The organism is Salmonella sp. 32100201201700099SM (assembly GCF_017572645.1).
Taxonomy (GTDB): Bacteria; Pseudomonadota; Gammaproteobacteria; order Enterobacterales; family Enterobacteriaceae; genus Salmonella; species Salmonella enterica.
Genome location: NZ_JAGERQ010000009.1, coordinates 48,586 through 68,310 on the forward strand (window position 1 = coordinate 48,586; position 19,725 = coordinate 68,310).

Here is a 19,725-nt window from a genome sequence, read left to right on the forward strand (position 1 = left end):
GCGATCAAATGCTGAAGGAAGAGCCACACCCGCAGGTACTTTTCGCATTCGGGTTGGTTACAATGAAGCGGGAACCTTCCAGACCTTCGGTATAATCTACCGAACCACCCACCAGATACTGCAAACTCATCGGATCAACCACCAGGCCAACGCCCTGTTTTTCGATGGTCATATCCCCTTCGTTAACCTGATCGTCAAAGGTAAAACCATACTGGAAGCCGCTGCAACCACCGCCGGTGATATACACGCGCAGTTTCAGATTCGGGTTATCTTCGTCAGCGATAAGACTTTTTACTTTATTCGCTGCTGCGTCGGTAAACTGCAGCGGCAGCGCTACGTCATCACTCATATTTTGCTCCAAACGACATCGGTAATTGGATAAATTTTCACCCAATATTGGCAGTCATTATCTAATACCCTGGTAATTCGTTCAAGTATTCTCGCCCGCAGGCGCATTCTGGTTTTTCGCCGCCTGTTCCGCATCCTGCTTCGCCAGAGTGCGCGCCAGGATGGTTGAGTATAACGGTTTCCCGCCCAAAAACTGGGCTAATAGTGTCGCGCCAAGACAGGTGATAATCATTGGCAAAATGAGCTGATAGTTATCGGTCATCTCCAGCACCAGCACAATCCCTGTCAACGGGGCGCGCACCGACGCCGCCATCAGCGCCCCCATCCCGGCAATCGCAAAGGTACCGGCCTCCGGGTGATACTGCGGGAAAAGCACTGCCGCCGCCATACCGAAGGCCGTACCAAGCAGCGTTCCCAGCGCCAGCATCGGGGCGAAAATGCCCCCCGGCGCGCCGGAAGAAAAGCAAAGCAGCGTCGTGACAACCCGGGTAATAAAGATGAACAGCAGTAGCCCGACGCTAAAATTACCTGCCGCGGCGATAGGAATAAGGTTAAATCCGCCGCCTGCCGCGGCCGGCTCAATCAACCCCAGAATACCGCACAGGCCGCCGATCGCGCCGCCCATAAGCACCCATTTTTTAATTTCGCCGCCATGAAAGCGCTGAAACATATCCTGGGTACGCAGCACCAACGAATTAAATACCGGCCCGACGCAGCCAAAAATAATACCGAGGATAAGGTATAACCACAGCGTGTTAACCGGCGCATCAGACAGTTTGCCGACTTCAATAATCGGCGCTTCGCCGTTAAATATGCGGAACACAATGCTCGACATGATGACGCCGGTAAACACCGCTTTAATCGAAATCAGGTTGTAGCGAAACTGCGGGCGCATCTCTTCAATAATAAACAGGATACCCGCCAGCGGCGCGTTAAACGCCGCAGAGAGCCCCGCCGCCGCGCCGGTCGCCAGCAACGTATGCCGCGCTTCGGCGCTGCGCATACGAAAAACATCCAGCACCATGCGCCCCAGGTTGCCCCCGATTTGCACCGTTGGCCCTTCGCGCCCTAATACCATTCCTGCGCCCAACGTTCCCATCCCGCCGATAAACTTCACCGGCAACACGCGCCACCAGCGCACCGGACGTAACTCCTCCAGCGCGCCTTCAATTTCCGGGATACCCGAGCCGCCGGCTTCCGGCGCAAATTTTCGCACCAAAAAGTAGCCGACCATCGCCAGTAACGCCGAAAGGATAAAGGCCAGCGGCCAAAGCAAAAACGCATGGTCCGCGACCTGAACCAGCGCGCCAATGCGCATGTTTTGTACCCAGGAAACCGTCTTTTCAAAGGCGACGCCAACCAGTCCGGTAAGCGTGCCGACAACGGCCGCCATGAACAGAATGGCCAGCGGCGTTTTATCCCGCTGCATTAACCGGCGAATCTGATCTCTGCGCCGTAAGCGCACAATTTGCTGAGCTAAAAAGGTGGAAGTGTCTGTTTTCATCAGAAGATCATTAATTGGTAATACAAATCTAAAGTCGGCATTCTACTCGCCAACGCCGTGAAAATCCCCTGCAAATAGTATTGTTTCAAATGCGTAAAACTTTCATAACCTTCTCTGAATAACTTAGAATAGCGGGTATTCACTTTTTCTACGAACCAGGAATCTTTCCATGAGTAAGTCTGAAAATCTCTATAGCGCGGCCCGCGAGCTGATCCCCGGCGGCGTGAACTCCCCTGTTCGCGCCTTCACTGGCGTGGGCGGCACCCCGCTGTTTATCGAAAAAGCGGACGGCGCGTATCTTTATGATGTCGATGGCAAAGCATATATCGACTATGTCGGTTCCTGGGGGCCAATGGTACTGGGGCATAACCATCCGGCTATCCGCAATGCGGTGATCGAAGCTGCGGAGCGTGGTTTAAGCTTCGGCGCGCCAACCGAAATGGAAGTAAAAATGGCGGAACTGGTGACCAACCTGGTGCCGACCATGGACATGGTGCGCATGGTAAACTCCGGCACCGAAGCGACGATGAGCGCTATTCGCCTGGCGCGTGGTTTTACTGGCCGCGATAAGATTATCAAATTCGAAGGCTGCTACCACGGCCACGCAGACTGTCTGCTGGTCAAAGCCGGTTCTGGCGCGCTGACGCTCGGTCAGCCGAACTCGCCGGGCGTGCCGGCGGATTTCGCGAAACATACGCTGACCTGCACTTATAACGATCTGACGTCAGTGCGCGCGGCGTTTGAACAATATCCGCAGGAAATCGCCTGTATCATCGTCGAACCCGTGGCAGGTAATATGAACTGCGTCCCGCCGCTGCCGGAATTTCTGCCAGGTCTGCGCGCCTTGTGCGATGAGTTCGGCGCGCTGCTGATTATCGACGAAGTAATGACCGGTTTTCGCGTAGCGCTGGCCGGAGCCCAGGATTACTACGGCGTCGTGCCGGACCTGACCTGTCTGGGTAAAATCATCGGCGGCGGGATGCCGGTAGGCGCGTTTGGCGGTCGTCGCGATGTAATGGATGCGCTGGCGCCGACGGGCCCGGTTTACCAGGCGGGCACTCTTTCCGGCAACCCGATTGCGATGGCGGCCGGTTTCGCCTGCCTGAATGAAGTCGCCCAGCCCGGCATTCATGAAACGCTGGATGAGCTCACCACCCGTCTGGCGGAAGGGTTGTGCGAAGCGGCGCAGGAAGCGGGGATCCCACTGGTCGTCAACCATGTCGGCGGCATGTTCGGGATTTTCTTCACCGATGCAGAAACCGTAACCTGCTATCAGGATGTGATGGCGTGTGACGTGGAACGCTTTAAGCGTTTCTTCCACCTGATGCTGGAGGAAGGCGTATATCTGGCGCCGTCCGCGTTCGAAGCAGGCTTTATGTCCGTGGCGCACAGTGAAGAAGATATCAATAACACCATCGACGCCGCGCGTCGGGTGTTTGCGAAACTGTAAAAGAGAACGTCCAGAAACAACGTAGGCCGGGTAAGGCGAAGCCGCCACCCGGCTTTTTTTTGGTTCATACCAGGTTAGCGAGAATCTTCGCTAAACACTCAGACAACCTAAATCTCATCAATAATATACTGGAAGCTACAGGTCGACGTGAACTGCCCTGAGCCGATGTTGCTGGTGTTCACCGACACATTAATATCATGAAGTTCAACATCGGTTATCGGATGAACAACGGCGCTCGTCTTGACGAGTGACCGATCGCAGCCCAGCACATTCAACGTAATCCCCGATGAGACAAAACGACAATAACTGCCACGCTTGTCAAACTTACTACCATCGCAAAGTTTTCCACCTTCCATCAAATAGGTATGTAGCGTGCTGTTAACCGTGCCACCGGTGGCATCAAACATGAGCGTTGTTTTCTGTTTAGATACGTTCGGATCCCAGGAGATATCAAAAGTTTCGACTGGCACCTTCGGACAAGCCGAGCTACGCGTGTCCGGCGCGCTATAGGTTTCCCCAGAAACCAGATCCTCAGCGGTGCTATGAGTGGCGGCCAGCCACGGGCAACCATAATTGTCGCTTTGTACGGTAATATCAACGGTATAATAACCGCAGCCATTCCAACTTGAGGGGAGGTTTTTACAGTTGGATTTCGAAATGCTGTTATCAAAATCCCGCAGAACAATAGTCGGTGCGGGGTCAGGCCCGGTCCAGGAGAGTAAGGTCGCAGTAGCTCCTTTTCTTGCCATTCCTGAGAATTTCCAGGAACCATAGTACACGCCATCAGGCGTGGTTACTGTAGAGTTCAGTATAACCGCTCTATCCGCATAACTAGGGCCAATACCATAATATAGCGTGGTGCTCCCAAACGTCGCTTTCAGCATGGGTCTGGCCGATACCGAACCACCATAAACGGCAATCAGCAGCAAAAATAAAGTCCGTATTATTTTCATTATAAATACTCAAATGTGGCTAGCGCACTTGCAGAGAACCTTCCCGGAATCAGGTCCTCGCCGGGAAGACGTTGTACCCAGGCATTCAGGCTTAGCGTATTTTTCCCCGTCACCAGCGTAAATACCGCACCGCTTTCGTTATTAATGCCCACGGGAACGCCGGATAATGTTTCAATGCCAATCCCGATCCCGGAAGCGCCTGAATAGCTATCGATGGCCAGGATACCGCGCATTCCGGTCGCTTCGGTTCCAGTGAAAATTACCTGCACTCCGTTACTCAGCGCCGAATCGCAATCCGTTAGTTCAAACACCACAGGTTTGCGGGCAGACTGGCCGCCGGGAATAAAGTCAGAAGCATCAAGCGATGAAAAATCGACTTCAGCAATATCGGCTCCCTGCATTGTTAAGGTACACGGACTGGCGACCAGACTACCGGAAAAATGCAGATTATCTGCCGCTGAGACCGGCAATATCAGCGTCCCCCAGAGGATGAAGGCCACGCCGTGTAATAACGTCTGTTTTTTAACCATTACTGATAATCCACCTGTAATGTTGCCGTCGCATCGAAGTCACCTTCTGTCAGCGAGGCTCCGCCCTTTTTAACCGGTATGGCTTTCAGAACAGGTGCCGACTACTCATTTACAGTAATGGTGGACCCCAACGTAAACGGTTGGTCGTTCTGCCGAAGTTCAATCCCCAGCCCCGCCACACTGGTGTTTATCGCCGCCTGATTAAAATCAGTCACAGAGCCGCTTAGTGTCAGGGTCATTGTCATCGTATCGTCGCGCACCGCTGAATCACAGGTGATCTCATACGGAACATTCTGTGCGTAACGCGCACCATCTATTTTACTAATCAGCATGTTACCGAACTTAACTTCGATCGTCTGATTATGGCTAATCGTGCAATTCGGCGGTGATATTAACGTACCGTGAAACTTAAGATTCTCAGCCGACTGCGCGGCAAAACTGCTGCTTATTAACACCATCAAAGCCATTTTTTTCATTGGTAATCCACCACCAGCGTAGCACCTGCGTTAAACGCGCCACCTGTTAACGTTACGCCATTATCTTTGACAGGAATCGCCTCGATGGCCGGACCGCTGCCACCGCTGTATTGAAATGACAACCATTGCGTATTGCCGGGTGAAACCAGCGCGCCATCCGTGGCGGTTTGCAGACGGATACCCAATCCATCGACATCGGTTTGCAATACCGACTCACCATTGATAGTCACCGCATTCCCCTGAATCTGTAACTTCAGGTAATCGCTCACTCTGCCGTTACAGCTCAGGCGATAGCCCACCGCCTGCCGGTAATTCACCCCATCCACTTTCGTCGTCAACACATTGCCAAATTCCACCTCACCACCAGTCACAGTACAGGGCGGCGCGGCATTAACGACTATCGTCAGCGTCATGTTGACCGTCTTACTTTCCGCTGCCAGCGGCATACTGACCGCACTCAGCATGGCCGCACACGTTACCGTGCCCAGCCGTAACCGCCATTGCCTCATCTTGCGTCTCCTTGTCGGTTACGACTTTCTGCTTTTTGCTTCATCTACCGCACAACTGTTGCCAGTACAGTTAAAAATCAGCGGTAACCGCGCGCCATAATCGTTGACGTAAGTCAGCACAGGCGAGCGACCTAATTCACTGGCGTCCCCTCCCAGCGTCACGTTGCTTTTTGGTGCAATCACTAATGGGCTAAAGCCTCTGGCTGGTGTGCCGTCCATGCGGTTACTGGCGTTACTTAACACCACGTAGTAGCCGGTTGTGTTGCTCACCTGATAGCCATTGCCCTGACGCTGAAGGGTGATTTTGTATTGCCATGGATGCTGCATATCGATTTTCGACAGCGCCTGCGGGCGATAAAAAACTTTGATGCGCGTTTGCAGGGCGATTTGCAGTGTATTGGGCTTGTCGCTTTGCGGCGGAATTTCGCGCACGTTGTAATAAAAAAGGGTTTCCCGATCCTTAGGGAGCGACGCCAGCGCCGGCATCCCCTGAATTTTGACCTGTCCGATTGCCGACGGCTCAATGCGCTGGACCGGTGGGACGACGATTAAAGGCGAGGTGATTTTGACGCCCTTCTCATCTTCCACCCAGGACTGCGCCAGATAGGGCAGTTTGCTGTTGGCGTTTTTCAGATCGACGCTTATCGATTTATCTTCGCCGCGAAACACCAGGCGGGTGCGATCGGGCGCGATGGCAGCCTGGGCGCTACCGTAGCCGCCCAGCAAAAGCAGCAAAACAGCGGCCAGGTTATAACGTTTTAATGGCATCATGAATGCGGTTTCCTGAATCAATGTGTTGGATAACGAGAAGAGAGCGCTTCGGGTTGCGTCGAAGACGTCCGCCGCTGCGTATGAAGCTGGAGTAATGGTTTCTCTTCGGGCTGCGTTGCCTCAGGTGATGAAGCGTCGCCGATGCACGGCAGCAACAGGCCGCTAAACAGATCGCCCGGCAGCGGATCGGGCAACGCCGCTTCACACTGCGTTTTACCTTCCCATGTCACCTGCAACCGCTCGCCGGGGTTAATGCCGATCAGATAAACGCTGCCGCCTTCGCCGACGATCCCTAACTGTTGCTGGCGGCTGTTGTAAACTTCCGCACCGAAGGGGGGTGTGCCGCCATCGCGCAGGCGGATACTGGCCATGGCTTTTTTACTGCTGAGCACCTCCATGCGGCGATAACCGATTGCCCCTTCCGTCAGGGTCGCCTGAGCAACAGAGAGGATTGCTTCCGCGTCTTCCGGCAACTGGGTAATGTCGATTTTCACCTGGTTGCGGTAGTAGTCGTTGACGTCGACAATGACGGCTTTACCAAACACGTTGGTATATACTGGCGTGCTGTAGCCGGAGATGGGTACGTTCGCTTCATCGCCGACATCCACCAGCAGCCGCGAGCCGCCGTTGACGCTGGTGCGGTGCAGCGCCCCGCCTTTAGCAGTCAGCGTCGCGCCGCCCTGGATGTTCAGCCCGCCGGAGGTATAGTCGCCTTCCTGATAGTTCGCACTGACGTCAATGTCGGCATAGCTCGCTTGATGACGGTAGTAGCCGTCGAGAGTCGCGCCGTTATCCGCACGCCCTGCATTAATCTGGTAGTTATTGCGATCGTCAATGCGCTCGTAATAGCCGACCTGATTGCTGTTGTTGTCATCGCTAAAGGAGCCGTTGTAGCTTAGCGTGCGATCGTTGCCCCACGGAATACTGAGCGAGACGTACACGCCGTCATCTCGCTCATCATCATATTCATTGCGAAAACCGTTCACCGACAGACTGATCCCGCGCACTTCACCGACATCGAAATAGTGCGACAGCGTCAGGTTATAGCTGTCCTGGTTGGGTTGATTCCAGTAGGTGCGATGGGTGTAGTTGATATAGGCGTTAACGTTTATTGCCGAAAAGTTCTGGCTGTACGTCAGGGTATACATCTCTTTATCATGGCCGGTGCGCTGACGATCGTTATCGTCATTATGCGTATCGATAAACTCGTCCATCGTCATGTAGTTTTCTTCGGAAAAGCGATAACCAGCAAACGTCAGACGGCTGTCTATATCATCAAAATCTTTAGCGTAGCTGGCACGGAACGAGTTACCCTGAATGGTGCCGTCGCCGTAGGCGCTACCCTCTGGCAGCGTCGCACGGGAATGGGTGACATCGACGGAAAACGCGCCCAGCAGCGCCAGATCGCGCCCCAGTCCTAACGCCAGCGCCTGATAATCCTACTCACCGATGGCACCGCCGTACAGCGACCAGCCGTTAGCGATCCCCCAGGAGGCTTCGGCTGAGGTGAAAAAGCCGCCTTCCATATTGTGATCCCAGTCCTGCGGTCGCCCGGCTGCCAACTTGTAGCGCACCTGGCCGGGACGGGTCAGAAACGGAATGGAGGCGGTGCTGACGTCATATTCCTGTACCTGACCGCTTTGTTCTTCAATTTTGACGTGTAGATCGCCGGATACCGTTTCATTAATATCCTGAATGCGAAACGGCCCAGCCGGGACTTGCGACTCATAAATCACCCGCCCGCGCTGGGTCACGGTGACTTTGGCGTTGGTGCGCGCCACGCCTGATATATCCGGGGCGTAGCCGCGCAGATTAGGCGGTAACATCTGATCGTCGGTGATAAGGCTGCCGCCAACATAGTTAAAGCCATCGAAAATATCGGACTCCAGCGATCCTTCGCCCAGCGTTAGCTGCGCCCGGAGCTGCGGGATCGCCCGCCAGGCGTAATAGCGGTTCCAGTCCCAGTTCTGTTCGGAACTGGAGCCAAAGTTGTCTTTATCTTCGCTGTCATTTTCGTGACGATAGTTAGCCTGCCAGTCCGCGCGCAAACGCCACGCGCCGAGGTTGGCACCCACCATGCCGTTGCCGCTGATGTCATATTCATCGCCGTCATCATGTTCAGCATGTCGCCACTGGCTGTTAACGTTGTAGTCAAATAATACGCCGGGAATCCCTTCATCCCAGCGGGAAGGTGGATCCCACTCTTCATCGCTGTATTCCAGATAGGCCTGCGGAATAATCACCGTCAGCGTTGACTGGCTTAAATCCGTTTGGGTTTCCATCCCTTCCAGTTGATCTGGTTGCAGACACTGACCGGCATTTATCCAGATCATTTTATCTGCTATTTCAGGTTTTAACCCCAGCAGTGATACCAGTTCAGGCGGTAAACAGGGATATGTGTTATCAGGATCGTTATTATCAACGGAATACGTAATAACATTATCCTGGGCAATTTGACTCTGGTTGACCAACACCTGGAGATTATAGCTCCCCGGCATAATGTAGCCTTTACGGGAAAAACGGGAGAGATCCAGGCTGGCATCATCTTTAACATCAAGAAATCGGGTATTAAATTGAATGAGCGCTTCCGCATAGCTATTCCCCTGGCCAACAGTCAGAATAATACCCACCACGGATGCAAGCGTGCTCAGACGAAATTTTTTATAGTGAGCCATCAGACAATCTATCCCTGAAATATATAATCTATTTTTTTATTTTGAGCCTTATCCTGCGGCAGACTGCCGCAGGATGATATTTCACTTACAGATAGCTGATCGTGAAGTTTACGGTGCTGCTGAATTCGCCGGTATCGATAGTGGTGGCAGCAGAATCGCCTTTCACCCAGGCTTTGAAGTTAAGAGTCTGTTTCGCCGCCGCAACGCTGCCGTTCATCGTCAGATTTTCGCTGTAAGCGTCGCCCAATTTGATCGCGGAACCCAGGTGGTTGCCGATGACAATGCTGGAACCCGCCATTTCGCCGCCGCCGATACGCATCAGCGCAACGCTGCCCGGATTAGCGCTGGATTCGTTACCGATGGCAGAGAAAACGGTAGACGCTTCTTTCTCAGTGGTGAATGCGCAGTTTTCCAGACCGATATGGAAATCGACTTTTGAAGATTCTTTACCGCCCATCAGAGAACCGGTACCGATATGGCCCAGGTTAACGGTCTGGTGTTCGTCGCCAACCACGATTGAACACGGTGAATCTTCAATAGTACCGGTAAAAGTCACCGTACCAGTATTACTGCCTGCAGCATTGGCAAAGCTGGAAACACCCATAACCAGTGCGGCAGCAACCGCAGCTTTTACTGCTGTATTCATTTTTCATCCTTATTAAAAGTTGGTGAGTATTTTTACGCTATTCACACGGAGCTATACTCAACACCCCATGTTTATATGGGTAGATATATATTATATGACGAGTTATGAAATTCCTGATGCAACATTCAAAAGAAGCAAACAACACGTTAATAAATAACATCCCTTAGGCGCGGTGAAGTATTTTCCATTAAAAACCCAAAGACAAGTATTTTTTATTTAAAGGATCATCAGAATTAAATAATAAATATTTTTTACCGTTCAAAAAACAAACAAAGCAAGCAAGACGGGAGAGCCCAAAAAGCAATAAACATGTCAAAATGAATAAAAAAGATCAGAATTACAGTACTGAGTGTATAGCAATGATGCATAAGATTTATTTTTGGTATAAATTCCATTAAAAAAATCAAAAAATGCTAAGTTACATTTTTTTTGTTTACTCGTGGCAATTAATTTATTTTAATAGAGTTGTTTTTTATTACTTCGATGAAAAAACAATATTCTATTATCGAAGTTTTATAATGGAAACTTATTATTAAATTAAAATTGATTTACGAGATGCATTAAAGATGCGGCATCCACATCTTAATATTTAAAAAGGATTTAATACCGAAACCGGTAATTCTTATTATTGGAGAGATCATGCCGCAATTTATCATCAACGTTTCGGGCCTGGATATGTTGAAATTAGTCACCCTGTTCAGGAGACAGCGGCGCGCCACTGAAATAGCTCATGACTTATCGATACAAAAATAACACCTGCTTCTTGCTGAAAATAAAAGCAGAGTTCCCTCGATAAAACGTGATAGGACAGCTCTCGCACCTGATAGCGTTCAGCTATTTTTAGGCCTACAAAATATTATCACAACATATTGATATTGTGTAATTTGTAGGTCGGGTTGAGCATGGCTGCCACCCGACATAAATGTGGCACAGCTTTTTTTTACCGGCTCTGTTTACGTAGCAAATAGATAAAGTACGGCGCGCCAATAAAGCTTGAAAGCAGTCCCGCCGGGATCTGATACGGAAATAGCGCCATCCTGCCGCACCAGTCGGCAAAGACCAGTAAAACGCCCCCTGCCAGCGCCGAGATGACCATATGCGGCATCGTCCGGCGAAAACCGAGCATCCGCGCAATATGCGGCGCCATCAGTCCAACGAAACTCAGCGGCCCAATGGTCATCGTCGCGGTTGCCGTCAAACACGCTGCCAGCGCCAGCAGCGCGATACGCGACGGCGTAAGCGCCATGCCCACCGCGCGCGCGGCATCGCCGCCCAGTGGCAAAATCGTTAACCAGCGGCGACACAACGGCACAATGGCCAGCAAAATCACCATTACGATCGCGGTTCGCGTAACCTGCCCGCCAGTGGCGTTATAGGTAGATCCTGAGATCCAGGTCAACACATCCGCCATCCGCGGATCGCCGCTCGCCTGGAGCATCATTAGCAGCATGGTAAACGCAGTGCTGAGCGCCATCCCCGCCAGCAACATCCGTTGCGGCGAGAAACCGCCGCGCCCGGCGGCTATCATAATAATCAGCAGTGTCGCCGCCGCGCCCAGGCTTCCGGCAGGCAGTAGCCAACCGAAAGCATTCCCCGGCACCAAAAACAGCATCAACACCACGCTAAACGCGGCTCCGGAACTGATCCCCAGCACTTCCGGGCTGGCCATTGGGTTACCGGTCAGACGCTGAATAATGCAGCCCGCCACCGACAGCATGACGCCCGCCATTAACGCCGCCAGTATCCGCGGCCAGCGCCACGGCATCAGTTCTTCAAGCAGCGTTCCGCTCGCCCACGTCCAGCCGTGCGCGTCGCGACCAAAAGAGAGCGCGACCCATGTTGCCAGCAGCAGGAGCGCGCCACCGGCAACGGCAAAAGCGAGGACATGCCGACGCTCCGCCGCCACACGATCGCTGGCGTTCATATCCGGCGCGCTCATGCTTTTAAGCCGCGGCAGCAGCCACAGGAGCAGCGGCGCGCCGATTAACGCCGTCACTGACCCGGTGGAGACTTCCATCCATACGCGGGTTAGCCAAAGGATAATCTGATCGGATAGCCATAAAATAAGCGCCCCAATGAGCGGCGCCAGCATCAGGCGCGCCAGCAGACGTCTTGCGCCAAGCATTTTCGCCAGCAGCGGCGCAAACAGGCCGATAAAACCGATAATGCCCACCGCGTTGACCAGCAGCGCGCTCAACACAATCGCCAGCGACAACGCCGCCAGACGCGCTAACGACAGCGCCAGACCCAGATTACGCGCAACGCCGTCATCCAGCCCCATCAGCGTCATCGGGCGTAACAACAATAACGTGAGCATCACGCCGCCCAGCAACTGCGGCCACAGACGCTGCACGCCGCTCCAGTCGGTTTGCGTTAGCGTTCCAGTGCTCCATAAAAACATGCTTTGCAACTGATCGTGGTGGAAAATCACCAGTAACTGGTTGATTGCGCCACAATAGAGGCTGACCACCAGCCCGGCGAGGATCAGGGTCACTGGCGACAGACGTTTGCCCCACGCCACGCCGAACACCAGCGCGCCGACGATGCAGGCTCCCGTCAGGGCGGCAAACTGCGTGGTCAGCGCGCCGGGAATCGCCCAAAGCGTAGTCACCGTGATCCCCAATTGCGCGCCGGTCGCCACGCCCAGCGTGGTCGGTTCCGCCAGCGGGTTACGTAATACTTGCTGGAACAGGACGCCTACCAGCCCAAGCCCCGCGCCCACCAGCAGCGAAATCGCCAGTCTTGGCAGCAGGCTGTAATGAAAAATCATCTGCTCAATGATGTCGATATCCGGTGACCAGATAGCCTGTTGCCACTGACTGCGCGGTAGCGCAACGGAGAAGTTAACCCATGTCAGCCAGCAGGCGGCAACCAACAGCGCCAATAACAGCAACGCCGGATGGCGGCTTCGCCTTATCCGGCCTACAAAGCGCCCGAACCGTAGGTCGGTTAAGGCGTTTTTCGCGCCGCCATCCGGCATTTCACGTTTTCTGCTCACGCTTTGCCTCCCAACACGTTATTCAGGATGCGGACAAAATGCATCGTGGAGAGGGTCGCGCCATAGAACCAAACGGCGGGCACCCGATGAAAACGCCCGGCGCGGACAAACGGCATGGCCTGCCACAGCGGCGTTGCCATCAGCGCGTTCATATCGGTGTTATTCCCGTGATCGAAGCAGATTACATCCGCTTCTTTATACATCGCCAGCCGATCGATGCTGACCGCCGTACTGCCCCAAAAGTTGGTTTCACCCTGCCAGGCATTGACAATGCCATACTCGTCCAGCACCTCCTGGAACAGGCAATTCGGGCCGAGCACCAGCATATGCCGCGGATCGATAAGCGTCGTCATCAGTAACGGACGTCCCCCGCGGCGGATAAAACGTGGCTTCTGGCTGGCGATGAAGCGATCGTATTGCGCCAGATGTTTTTCTGCCGCAGCTTCCAGATTCAGCGTCTGCGCCAGTTCAACCAGCGAGCGTCGGGCCACCGCCAGCGGCTTTTTGCCGTCGCTAAAATCGAACCCGCGCCCCGGCGCGATCCGCGCCAGTTTCTCCGGCGAGGGTCCGTAACCTGCCGACCAGACCATAAACGACGGCTTCATCTCCGTCAGCAGTTCGAGATTGGGTTCAGTGCGAAGCCCCACATCAATCACCGAATCCGGCAACGGCGGTTCGCTAACCCACAGCTTATAATTTGGCACGTCCGCCACGCCATACGGCGTAATACCGAGCGCCAGCAGCAGCTCAACCGGCAGCCACTCCAGCGCCACAATCCGGCGGGGATCGATAGCGGCAGCCTGCGCCGTATTCATTTGCCACAGCAGCGGCGAGAGCGCCATCGCCGTTAATAAACGGCGGCGAGTAAGAGGATATAACTCACGCATTAATACACAAAACTCACAGGTGCGGCGCCCGCCGGATGCGGAAGGATACCCATCGGGATACCGTAAATCTGTTCCAGCGTGTCACTGCGCATCAGTTCCGCAGGCGTTCCTTGCGCAATCATTTCACCGCCGCGTAGCGCGACTAAATAATCACAGTAGCGGGCCGCCATGTTGATATCGTGCAGCACCGCAACCACCGTCAGCCCGCGCTGTTGGCTTAAACGATGCACCAGCGCCAGCACGTCAACCTGATGGGCGATATCCAGCGCTGACGTCGGCTCATCCAGCAGCAGACAACGGCTGTCCTGCGCGACCAGCATGGCAATCCACGCTCGCTGGCGTTCACCGCCGGACAGGCTATCGACCAGACGATGCGCCAGCGGTTTTAAGCCGACCAGCGTAATCGCCTCGTCTACTTTTTCCCGGTCCGCGACGCCAAAGCGTCCCAGCGCGCCGTGCCACGGATAGCGGCCAATCGCCACCAGTTCGCGCACCGTCATTCCTTCCGCTTGCGGCAATTGTTGAGGCAGATAGGCAACTTTGCGGGCAAACGCCTTGCCGCTCCAGCTCGCCAGCGGCTGATTGTCGAGCAGAATATCCCCTTCGGAAGGCGGCTGATGGCGGCCCAGCATTTTTAACAGCGTGGATTTACCGGAACCATTATGGCCGATAAGTCCGGTGACGCGACCTGCGGGAAACGTTAACGAGAGGGGGTGTAAAAGCGTGCGGCCCGGCACACGAAAGGCGACGCTTCGCAGCGCAAAGGTGGTATCGGAATGAATGTGGTTTTCCTGCATAGCAGCCAACTTGTAAAACGGGCACGGCAAGCCGTGCCCAAAAAGAAATTAGAAACGGAAGGTTGCCGTTGCAACGACCTGACGTTCTGCGCCCCAGAAACAGCCGTACGTCTGGAAGCAGCTGGCGACGTATTCGCGATCAAACAGATTATTGACATGGAGAGCAACGTTGGAGCCTGCCATGCCTACGCGCGCAAGGTCATAACGTACCAATGCATCGACAACCGTATAACTTCCTACTTTAAAGGAGTTTGCCGGATCGCCATAGCTTGACCCCGTGAAACGCCCGCCGGTCCCCAGCGTTAAACCGGACAATGGGCCATCAAAGAAAGTGTAATCGCCCCACAACGACGCCATATGCTTTGGCACCTGTGCAGGAGTATTACCTTTATAGGTCGTATCCGTCGTGTATTCGGCGTCAGTATAGGTGTAAGAACCCACGACGTTAATGCTTGCAGAAAGCGCCGCTTTCGCTTCTAATTCCACGCCGCGGGCGCGAATTTCACCGCCTTCAACCGAGAAGAAAGACCCCGCAGGATCAGCCATCAGGTTGTTGGTTTTGGTCAACTGATAGACCGCACCGGTAATGACTATCGGCCGATCATTCGGTACATATTTAACCCCCGCTTCATACTGCTTACCTTTCGAAGGTGCGAATATTTTACCGTTCTCTCCCGTCTGTGAAGCTGGCTCAAACGATTCACTATAACTGAAGTAAGGCGTTATTCCATTATCAAACAGGTAGTTAACGCCACCACGCCAGGTAAACTGCTTATCATCACGTTTAGATGTGATGCCAGTAGTGCGGTTAAGAGACTCTTGATCGGCCCAGTCGTAACGCCCCCCCAATGTTACCAGGACTTTATCCCACTGTGCCTGGTCCTGGACGTACAGACCCGTTTGCTTTTGCTTATTCAAAATCTGGTACGGGCCGGATGTTGCCGGATCTCGTGAAGCAAAGTCGAAATCAGTGTACACCGGGTTATAGAGGTCAAGCAGAGGTACGGAGTCGTCGTAGCCAAACCAGGCATTGATATCGTTACGCATACGCATAAAGTCGACGCCGGTCAGCAGCGTGTGATCCACCTCACCGGTGGCAAATTTACTTTGCAACTGAGTATCAACGGAGAAGTTTTGCAGTTTCTCGTCGTCAACAACATATTTACGCGCCAGATAATGACCTTTGTCCGCTGGCGCTAACGCCGCGCACTGCTTGCTGTAACCGTTTGCCGGATCGGAACAAACGCCATAACCATAGACGCTATTTTGCGAGACTTTATTCTCGGCATAACGCAAATTCTGGCGCACGGTAAAGATGTCGTTGAATTCATGATCGAAACTGTACCCTACCATCTTCTCATTTCGAGAATAGGTATTGTTTTTCGCCCCTTCGTTGAAATCTGTTGGCAGACGTTTACCGTTTGGCAGCGGCTCAACCGTTCCCTCTTTCGGCAGCCAGCCGTAGTAACCCGTCTCTGGTTCATTCTGGAAATAAGAGAGAAACGTAAAGTTCGTCTTGTCATCCGGACGCCAGGTGAACGCTGGCGCAATCGCATAGCGCTGCTCTTCCGCTCGATCCTGCTGCGCATTGGCGGAACGCGCCAGACCGGTCAAACGATAAGAATATACGCCCTCTTCATCCAGCGCGTCGCTGAAGTCAAAACCAGTCTGGAACAGGCTGTCAGTACCCATCTTGAACTGAATTTCTTTCAGCGGCTCCGTCGTCGGGCGCTTGCTAACCATATTCAGCAAACCGCCAGGGCTACTTTTCCCGTACAGAACGGAAACCGGACCACGCATCACTTCCGCGCGTTCCAGCATATAAGGGTCTATCACCGCATCATTATAGAAGTTGCCCTGCATTTTCAGGCCATTCAGATAATTATTCTGGCTTTGGCCATCAGCGGCGAAACCGCGTAAGTATTGGACGCGCCACGAGTGCCCACGGCAACGCCAGGGGTATAACTCAACGCTTCTTTAACCGACTTTGGCTGATGCAACGCCATCTCTTCGGCGGTAACAACGGAAATAGACTGCGGCACCTTTTGAATCGGCGTGTCCGTTTTGGTTGCCGTGGCGGATTGTCTTGCAGCGATGGTTGCCGCCGGTCCCCAGGCACTTTCCTGCGGCGCGGGCGCTGCGGTTACGGTAATGGTTTCTTCTTTCGGTTGAACCGCCGCCTGTGCATAGACAGACATGCCGCTAACCGCTGTGGCTACTACAACTGCGATTTTACGCAGTGAGGAGTTTGGCTGAGCAGTTTTAAGACGCGCCATTGGTATATCTCTGATGAAAGTGAATGATAACGTAAACGATAATTATTATTGTAACCGCAGCATGATAGGCGAAATATCGTCGCAATGGCAAGCGATACGCGGCCCTACGAAAACTAAGGGGTTAAGAAATAACCAGATGAAAAGGAAGGGTTAATAAATTAGACTGAAATGTTATTTATGGAGGATTTGCCGGATGGCGACGTAAGCGTCTTATTCGGCCTACGTCGCACATAATGGGGTCGTAACGGTGTAGACCGGGTAAGCACAGCGCCACCCGGTACTATTACCGTGATTAATTGCCGCCGAACATCTCCTTAATCCAGCCGGCAACGCCGTCGCTCTTCTCTTCTTTCGGCGGCTGTTGCTGCGCTGGCTGCTGCGGCTGAGACGACTGATCGAACGGATTGCCTGACGGCTGCTGTTGCTGCTGCATCATCTCGCCCTGCTGGCACAGCGTATTTGGATCGTCCGTCCAGACCGGCAGAGTGCGCATACCGCCGCTACAGACAAAATTACCGTCGTAATCAACGCCCATATCCACCACATCTTCCGGCGGCGTCAGAACTAAAGGCGTCGGCGTCTGGTTCGCCAGATAGCGCTGGTAAATCGCCATCGCGCCGCTGGCGCCGTACAATTTCGTCGGCTGGTTGTTATCACGGCCTACCCAGGTGATAGTCACCTGGCTGCCGTCGATACCGGCAAACCAGGTATCGACATTGTTGTTTGTCGTCCCGGTTTTACCCGCCAGATGCAGACCCGGATATTTCGCGCCAAGCTGACGCCCCGTACCACGCTGGACGACCTGCTGCATTGTCCAGAGCGTCAGGTAAGCCGCCTGTGCCGGTACGGCGCGTTCAGCTTGCGGATAACTTTGGTACAGCACTTTACCATCTTCCGCAATAACCGAACGCAGCGCTGATAACGGAGCGCGATTTCCGCCGCTGGCGATAGTCTGGAACGCTTGCGCCACTTCGATCGGCGTCAGGTTCAGCGCCCCTAACAGCATCGCCGGAACCGGATTGAGCTGATCTTTCGGCACGCCGAGCTTCGTCCAGGTATCGGTTACCGCCGGTAAACCTAGCGCCATCCCCAGATTGACCGTCGGTACGTTCATTGAGCGAGTTAACGCATCCACCAGCATCACTTTCCCGCTTTCGCTGTAGCGACGATCGTCGTTCTGCGGCGACCAGACCTGACCATTCGGCTGGCGCAGAGAAATCGGCGCATCGGCAATCCAGGTGTTCAGACGGTATAAGTTCGGCTGACTTAACGCGGTCAGATAGGTCGCCGGTTTCGCCAGCGACCCGATGGAACGGCGCGCCTGCATGGCACGGTTATAGCCGGCATACTGCGGCTCCGCCCCGCCAACCATCGCGCGTACCTCGCCGCTAAAGCGATCCACTACCACCATCGCAGTTTCCAGATCGCTCAATTTACGCTGCTTCTTCAACGCCGGAATGCCTTCGACAACGGCTTTTTCTACGGCATCCTGCGCCACGGAGTCAAAGGTGGTGAAGATCTTCACGCCGGAGAGATCTTTAATTTTATCCCCCAGCTTCGCCTGCAGTTCCTGACGAACCATCTGCATAAACGCTGGCTGCGGTGAAATAACGCCGCCGCGCGGCTGTACGCCAAGCGGACGCGCGCTCAGCATGTCATAGAGTTCCTGATCGATGATTTTCTGCTGCTGTAACAGGCGTAACACCAGGTTACGACGCTCCAACGCCAGTTTCGGGTTACGCCACGGGTTATAAATCGACGCCCCTTTTACCATCCCCACCAGTAACGCCTGCTGATCGAGGCTCAGTTCCTCTACCGGACGGCCAAAGTAATACAGGCTCGCCAGCGGAAAACCGCGAATTTCATTGTCCCCGCTTTGACCGAGGTAGACCTCGTTCATGTACAGCTCAAGAATACGATCTTTACTGTAACGGGCATCCATGATCAGCGCCATGTAGGCTTCATTCGCTTTACGCCAGTATGATCTTTCGCTGGAGAGGAACAGGTTCTTCACCAGCTGCTGGGTCAGCGTACTGGCCCCCTGCACCGTGCGTCCCGCCGTCAGGTTGGCCAGCACCGCACGCCCGATAGAGTAAAGACTAATGCCATCATGCTCATAGAAATGACGGTCTTCTGTCGCCAACAGCGTATCGACCAGCAGATCCAGGAAACCGCTGCGCGGGACGAATAAACGCTGCTCGCCATTTGGCGAAGAAAGCATGGTGATAAGCCGCGGATCGAGACGGAAGAAGCCAAACTGGCGGTTGTTATCCAGATTGACGATGGTTTCCAGACGCCCGTCACTGAACGTCAGCCGCGCGCGCACCTGCCCTTCTTTGCTGTCCGGGAAGTCAAACGGACGACGGATCATCTCAATGCTATTGGCCTGCACGGTAAATTCGCCGGGACGGGTCATCTTCGTCACCAGACGATACTGCGTCGCTTCCAGCAATTTCACCATCTCGTTTTTGCTGACAGGCATGTCTGGCTCAAGGTTCACCATCCTGCCATATACCGCCGCCGGAAGCTGCCAGACCTTGCCATCAATACGGCTGCGGATTTTTTGATCCAGATAGACGCCGTAAATGGCGAACAGCACCACAAAAACGATAAACAGTTTTAGCAATAGCCACAGCCAGCCGCGCTTGCCACGAGGCTTACGCCCTTTGCCCTTACCTTTACGCGGCATCGGTTCTTCATCCTCATAGTCATCATCATAATCGTCGTCATGCTGCCGACGACGGCTCACCTTTTGTTTCACAGGACGTGACGATTTCCCCTTACGTCCAATCGGCTCGCGGTCATTCCCCGCCATGCTTTTTCTCCGCAACATACAGGCGCAAAGGCCCGATTCTCTATTCTTCCGCCAGACGACAGAAGAAGAAATCTCTCAATTTACCCTTTC

At 53.8% G+C, this 19,725-nt stretch carries 12 protein-coding genes and 3 pseudogenes; 1 reads left to right on the plus strand and 14 read right to left on the minus strand.

The window, feature by feature from the left end; translation table 11 throughout:
- Positions 1–4: 4 nt before the first annotated feature.
- Entirely contained in the window at positions 5–349 is a 345-nt protein-coding gene (gene erpA / locus J4685_RS15305; protein ID WP_001278668.1) for an iron-sulfur cluster insertion protein ErpA, read from the minus strand.
- 81 nt (positions 350–430) lie between these two features.
- Complete coding sequence (gene clcA, locus J4685_RS15310) at positions 431–1,852, minus strand: H(+)/Cl(-) exchange transporter ClcA (RefSeq protein WP_000845434.1); 1,422 nt, start codon at positions 1,850–1,852, stop codon at positions 431–433.
- A 169-nt stretch (positions 1,853–2,021) separates the two neighbouring features.
- Between clcA and hemL the strand changes: the two genes are divergently transcribed.
- Positions 2,022–3,302 carry a glutamate-1-semialdehyde 2,1-aminomutase gene (gene hemL / locus J4685_RS15315; RefSeq protein ID WP_000045258.1) on the plus strand — a complete coding sequence of 427 codons (1,281 nt, stop codon included), beginning with the start codon at positions 2,022–2,024 and terminating at the stop codon, positions 3,300–3,302.
- 107 nt (positions 3,303–3,409) lie between these two features.
- Here the strand turns inward: hemL and stfH are convergent, their stop codons facing one another.
- The 12 genes and pseudogenes from stfH to mrcB form a co-directional block, all read right to left on the minus strand.
- Positions 3,410–4,255 carry a fimbrial adhesin StfH gene (stfH, locus tag J4685_RS15320; protein ID WP_000691862.1) on the minus strand — a complete coding sequence of 282 codons (846 nt, stop codon included), beginning with the start codon at positions 4,253–4,255 and terminating at the stop codon, positions 3,410–3,412.
- Positions 4,255–4,785, minus strand: coding sequence for a fimbrial protein (locus J4685_RS15325; protein WP_000239533.1), 531 nt, complete (start codon positions 4,783–4,785; stop codon positions 4,255–4,257). Before J4685_RS15325 ends, stfH begins: the two co-directional genes overlap by 1 nt.
- Positions 4,785–5,261: pseudogene (gene stfF / locus J4685_RS15330) on the minus strand (fimbrial minor subunit StfF). The gene J4685_RS15325 and the pseudogene stfF overlap by 1 nt, the downstream one beginning before the upstream one ends.
- Positions 5,258–5,770, minus strand: a complete 513-nt coding sequence (locus J4685_RS15335) for a fimbrial protein (RefSeq protein WP_001250308.1) — start codon at positions 5,768–5,770, stop codon at positions 5,258–5,260. The pseudogene stfF and the gene J4685_RS15335 overlap by 4 nt, the downstream one beginning before the upstream one ends.
- Before the next feature lie 18 nt (positions 5,771–5,788).
- A complete protein-coding gene (gene stfD / locus J4685_RS15340) occupies positions 5,789–6,541 on the minus strand; it encodes a fimbrial chaperone StfD (protein WP_000982724.1) in 753 nt (250 codons plus the stop codon).
- Positions 6,542–6,558: 17 nt separating this feature from the next.
- A pseudogene (locus J4685_RS15345) lies at positions 6,559–9,216 on the minus strand (outer membrane usher protein).
- Positions 9,217–9,301: 85 nt separating this feature from the next.
- A complete protein-coding gene (locus J4685_RS15350; protein ID WP_001090554.1) occupies positions 9,302–9,862 on the minus strand; it encodes a fimbrial major subunit StfA in 561 nt (186 codons plus the stop codon).
- 940 nt (positions 9,863–10,802) lie between these two features.
- Positions 10,803–12,842, minus strand: coding sequence for a Fe(3+)-hydroxamate ABC transporter permease FhuB (fhuB, locus tag J4685_RS15355; RefSeq protein ID WP_016504759.1), 2,040 nt, complete (start codon positions 12,840–12,842; stop codon positions 10,803–10,805).
- A gap of 14 nt (positions 12,843–12,856) precedes the next feature.
- Positions 12,857–13,747 carry a Fe(3+)-hydroxamate ABC transporter substrate-binding protein FhuD gene (gene fhuD / locus J4685_RS15360; RefSeq protein ID WP_001208783.1) on the minus strand — a complete coding sequence of 297 codons (891 nt, stop codon included), beginning with the start codon at positions 13,745–13,747 and terminating at the stop codon, positions 12,857–12,859.
- The gene (gene fhuC / locus J4685_RS15365; protein WP_001157201.1) at positions 13,747–14,544 is read right to left on the minus strand and encodes a Fe3+-hydroxamate ABC transporter ATP-binding protein FhuC; all 798 of its coding nucleotides are present in this window, start codon (positions 14,542–14,544) and stop codon (positions 13,747–13,749) included. The genes fhuD and fhuC overlap by 1 nt, the downstream gene beginning before the upstream one ends.
- Positions 14,545–14,592: 48 nt before the next feature.
- Positions 14,593–16,820, minus strand: a pseudogene (fhuA, locus tag J4685_RS15370) (ferrichrome porin FhuA).
- A gap of 292 nt (positions 16,821–17,112) precedes the next feature.
- Positions 17,113–19,635 (minus strand): bifunctional glycosyl transferase/transpeptidase, encoded by a 2,523-nt coding sequence (gene mrcB / locus J4685_RS15375; RefSeq protein WP_000918207.1) that lies wholly within the window; start codon positions 19,633–19,635, stop codon positions 17,113–17,115.
- Positions 19,636–19,725: the final 90 nt, after the last annotated feature.

Excerpts from the sequence above, each read along its gene's own strand:
- erpA (WP_001278668.1), bottom strand. The coding sequence starts at position 349 with ATGAGTGATGACGTAGCGCTGCCGCTGCAGTTTACCGACGCAGCAGCG.
- clcA (WP_000845434.1), bottom strand. The coding sequence starts at position 1,852 with ATGAAAACAGACACTTCCACCTTTTTAGCTCAGCAAATTGTGCGCTTA.
- hemL (WP_000045258.1), top strand. The coding sequence starts at position 2,022 with ATGAGTAAGTCTGAAAATCTCTATAGCGCGGCCCGCGAGCTGATCCCC.
- stfH (WP_000691862.1), bottom strand. The coding sequence starts at position 4,255 with ATGAAAATAATACGGACTTTATTTTTGCTGCTGATTGCCGTTTATGGT.
- J4685_RS15325 (WP_000239533.1), bottom strand. The coding sequence starts at position 4,785 with ATGGTTAAAAAACAGACGTTATTACACGGCGTGGCCTTCATCCTCTGG.
- J4685_RS15335 (WP_001250308.1), bottom strand. The coding sequence starts at position 5,770 with ATGAGGCAATGGCGGTTACGGCTGGGCACGGTAACGTGTGCGGCCATG.
- stfD (WP_000982724.1), bottom strand. The coding sequence starts at position 6,541 with ATGATGCCATTAAAACGTTATAACCTGGCCGCTGTTTTGCTGCTTTTG.
- J4685_RS15350 (WP_001090554.1), bottom strand. The coding sequence starts at position 9,862 with ATGAATACAGCAGTAAAAGCTGCGGTTGCTGCCGCACTGGTTATGGGT.
- fhuB (WP_016504759.1), bottom strand. The coding sequence starts at position 12,842 with ATGCCGGATGGCGGCGCGAAAAACGCCTTAACCGACCTACGGTTCGGG.
- fhuD (WP_001208783.1), bottom strand. The coding sequence starts at position 13,747 with ATGCGTGAGTTATATCCTCTTACTCGCCGCCGTTTATTAACGGCGATG.
- fhuC (WP_001157201.1), bottom strand. The coding sequence starts at position 14,544 with ATGCAGGAAAACCACATTCATTCCGATACCACCTTTGCGCTGCGAAGC.
- mrcB (WP_000918207.1), bottom strand. The coding sequence starts at position 19,635 with ATGGCGGGGAATGACCGCGAGCCGATTGGACGTAAGGGGAAATCGTCA.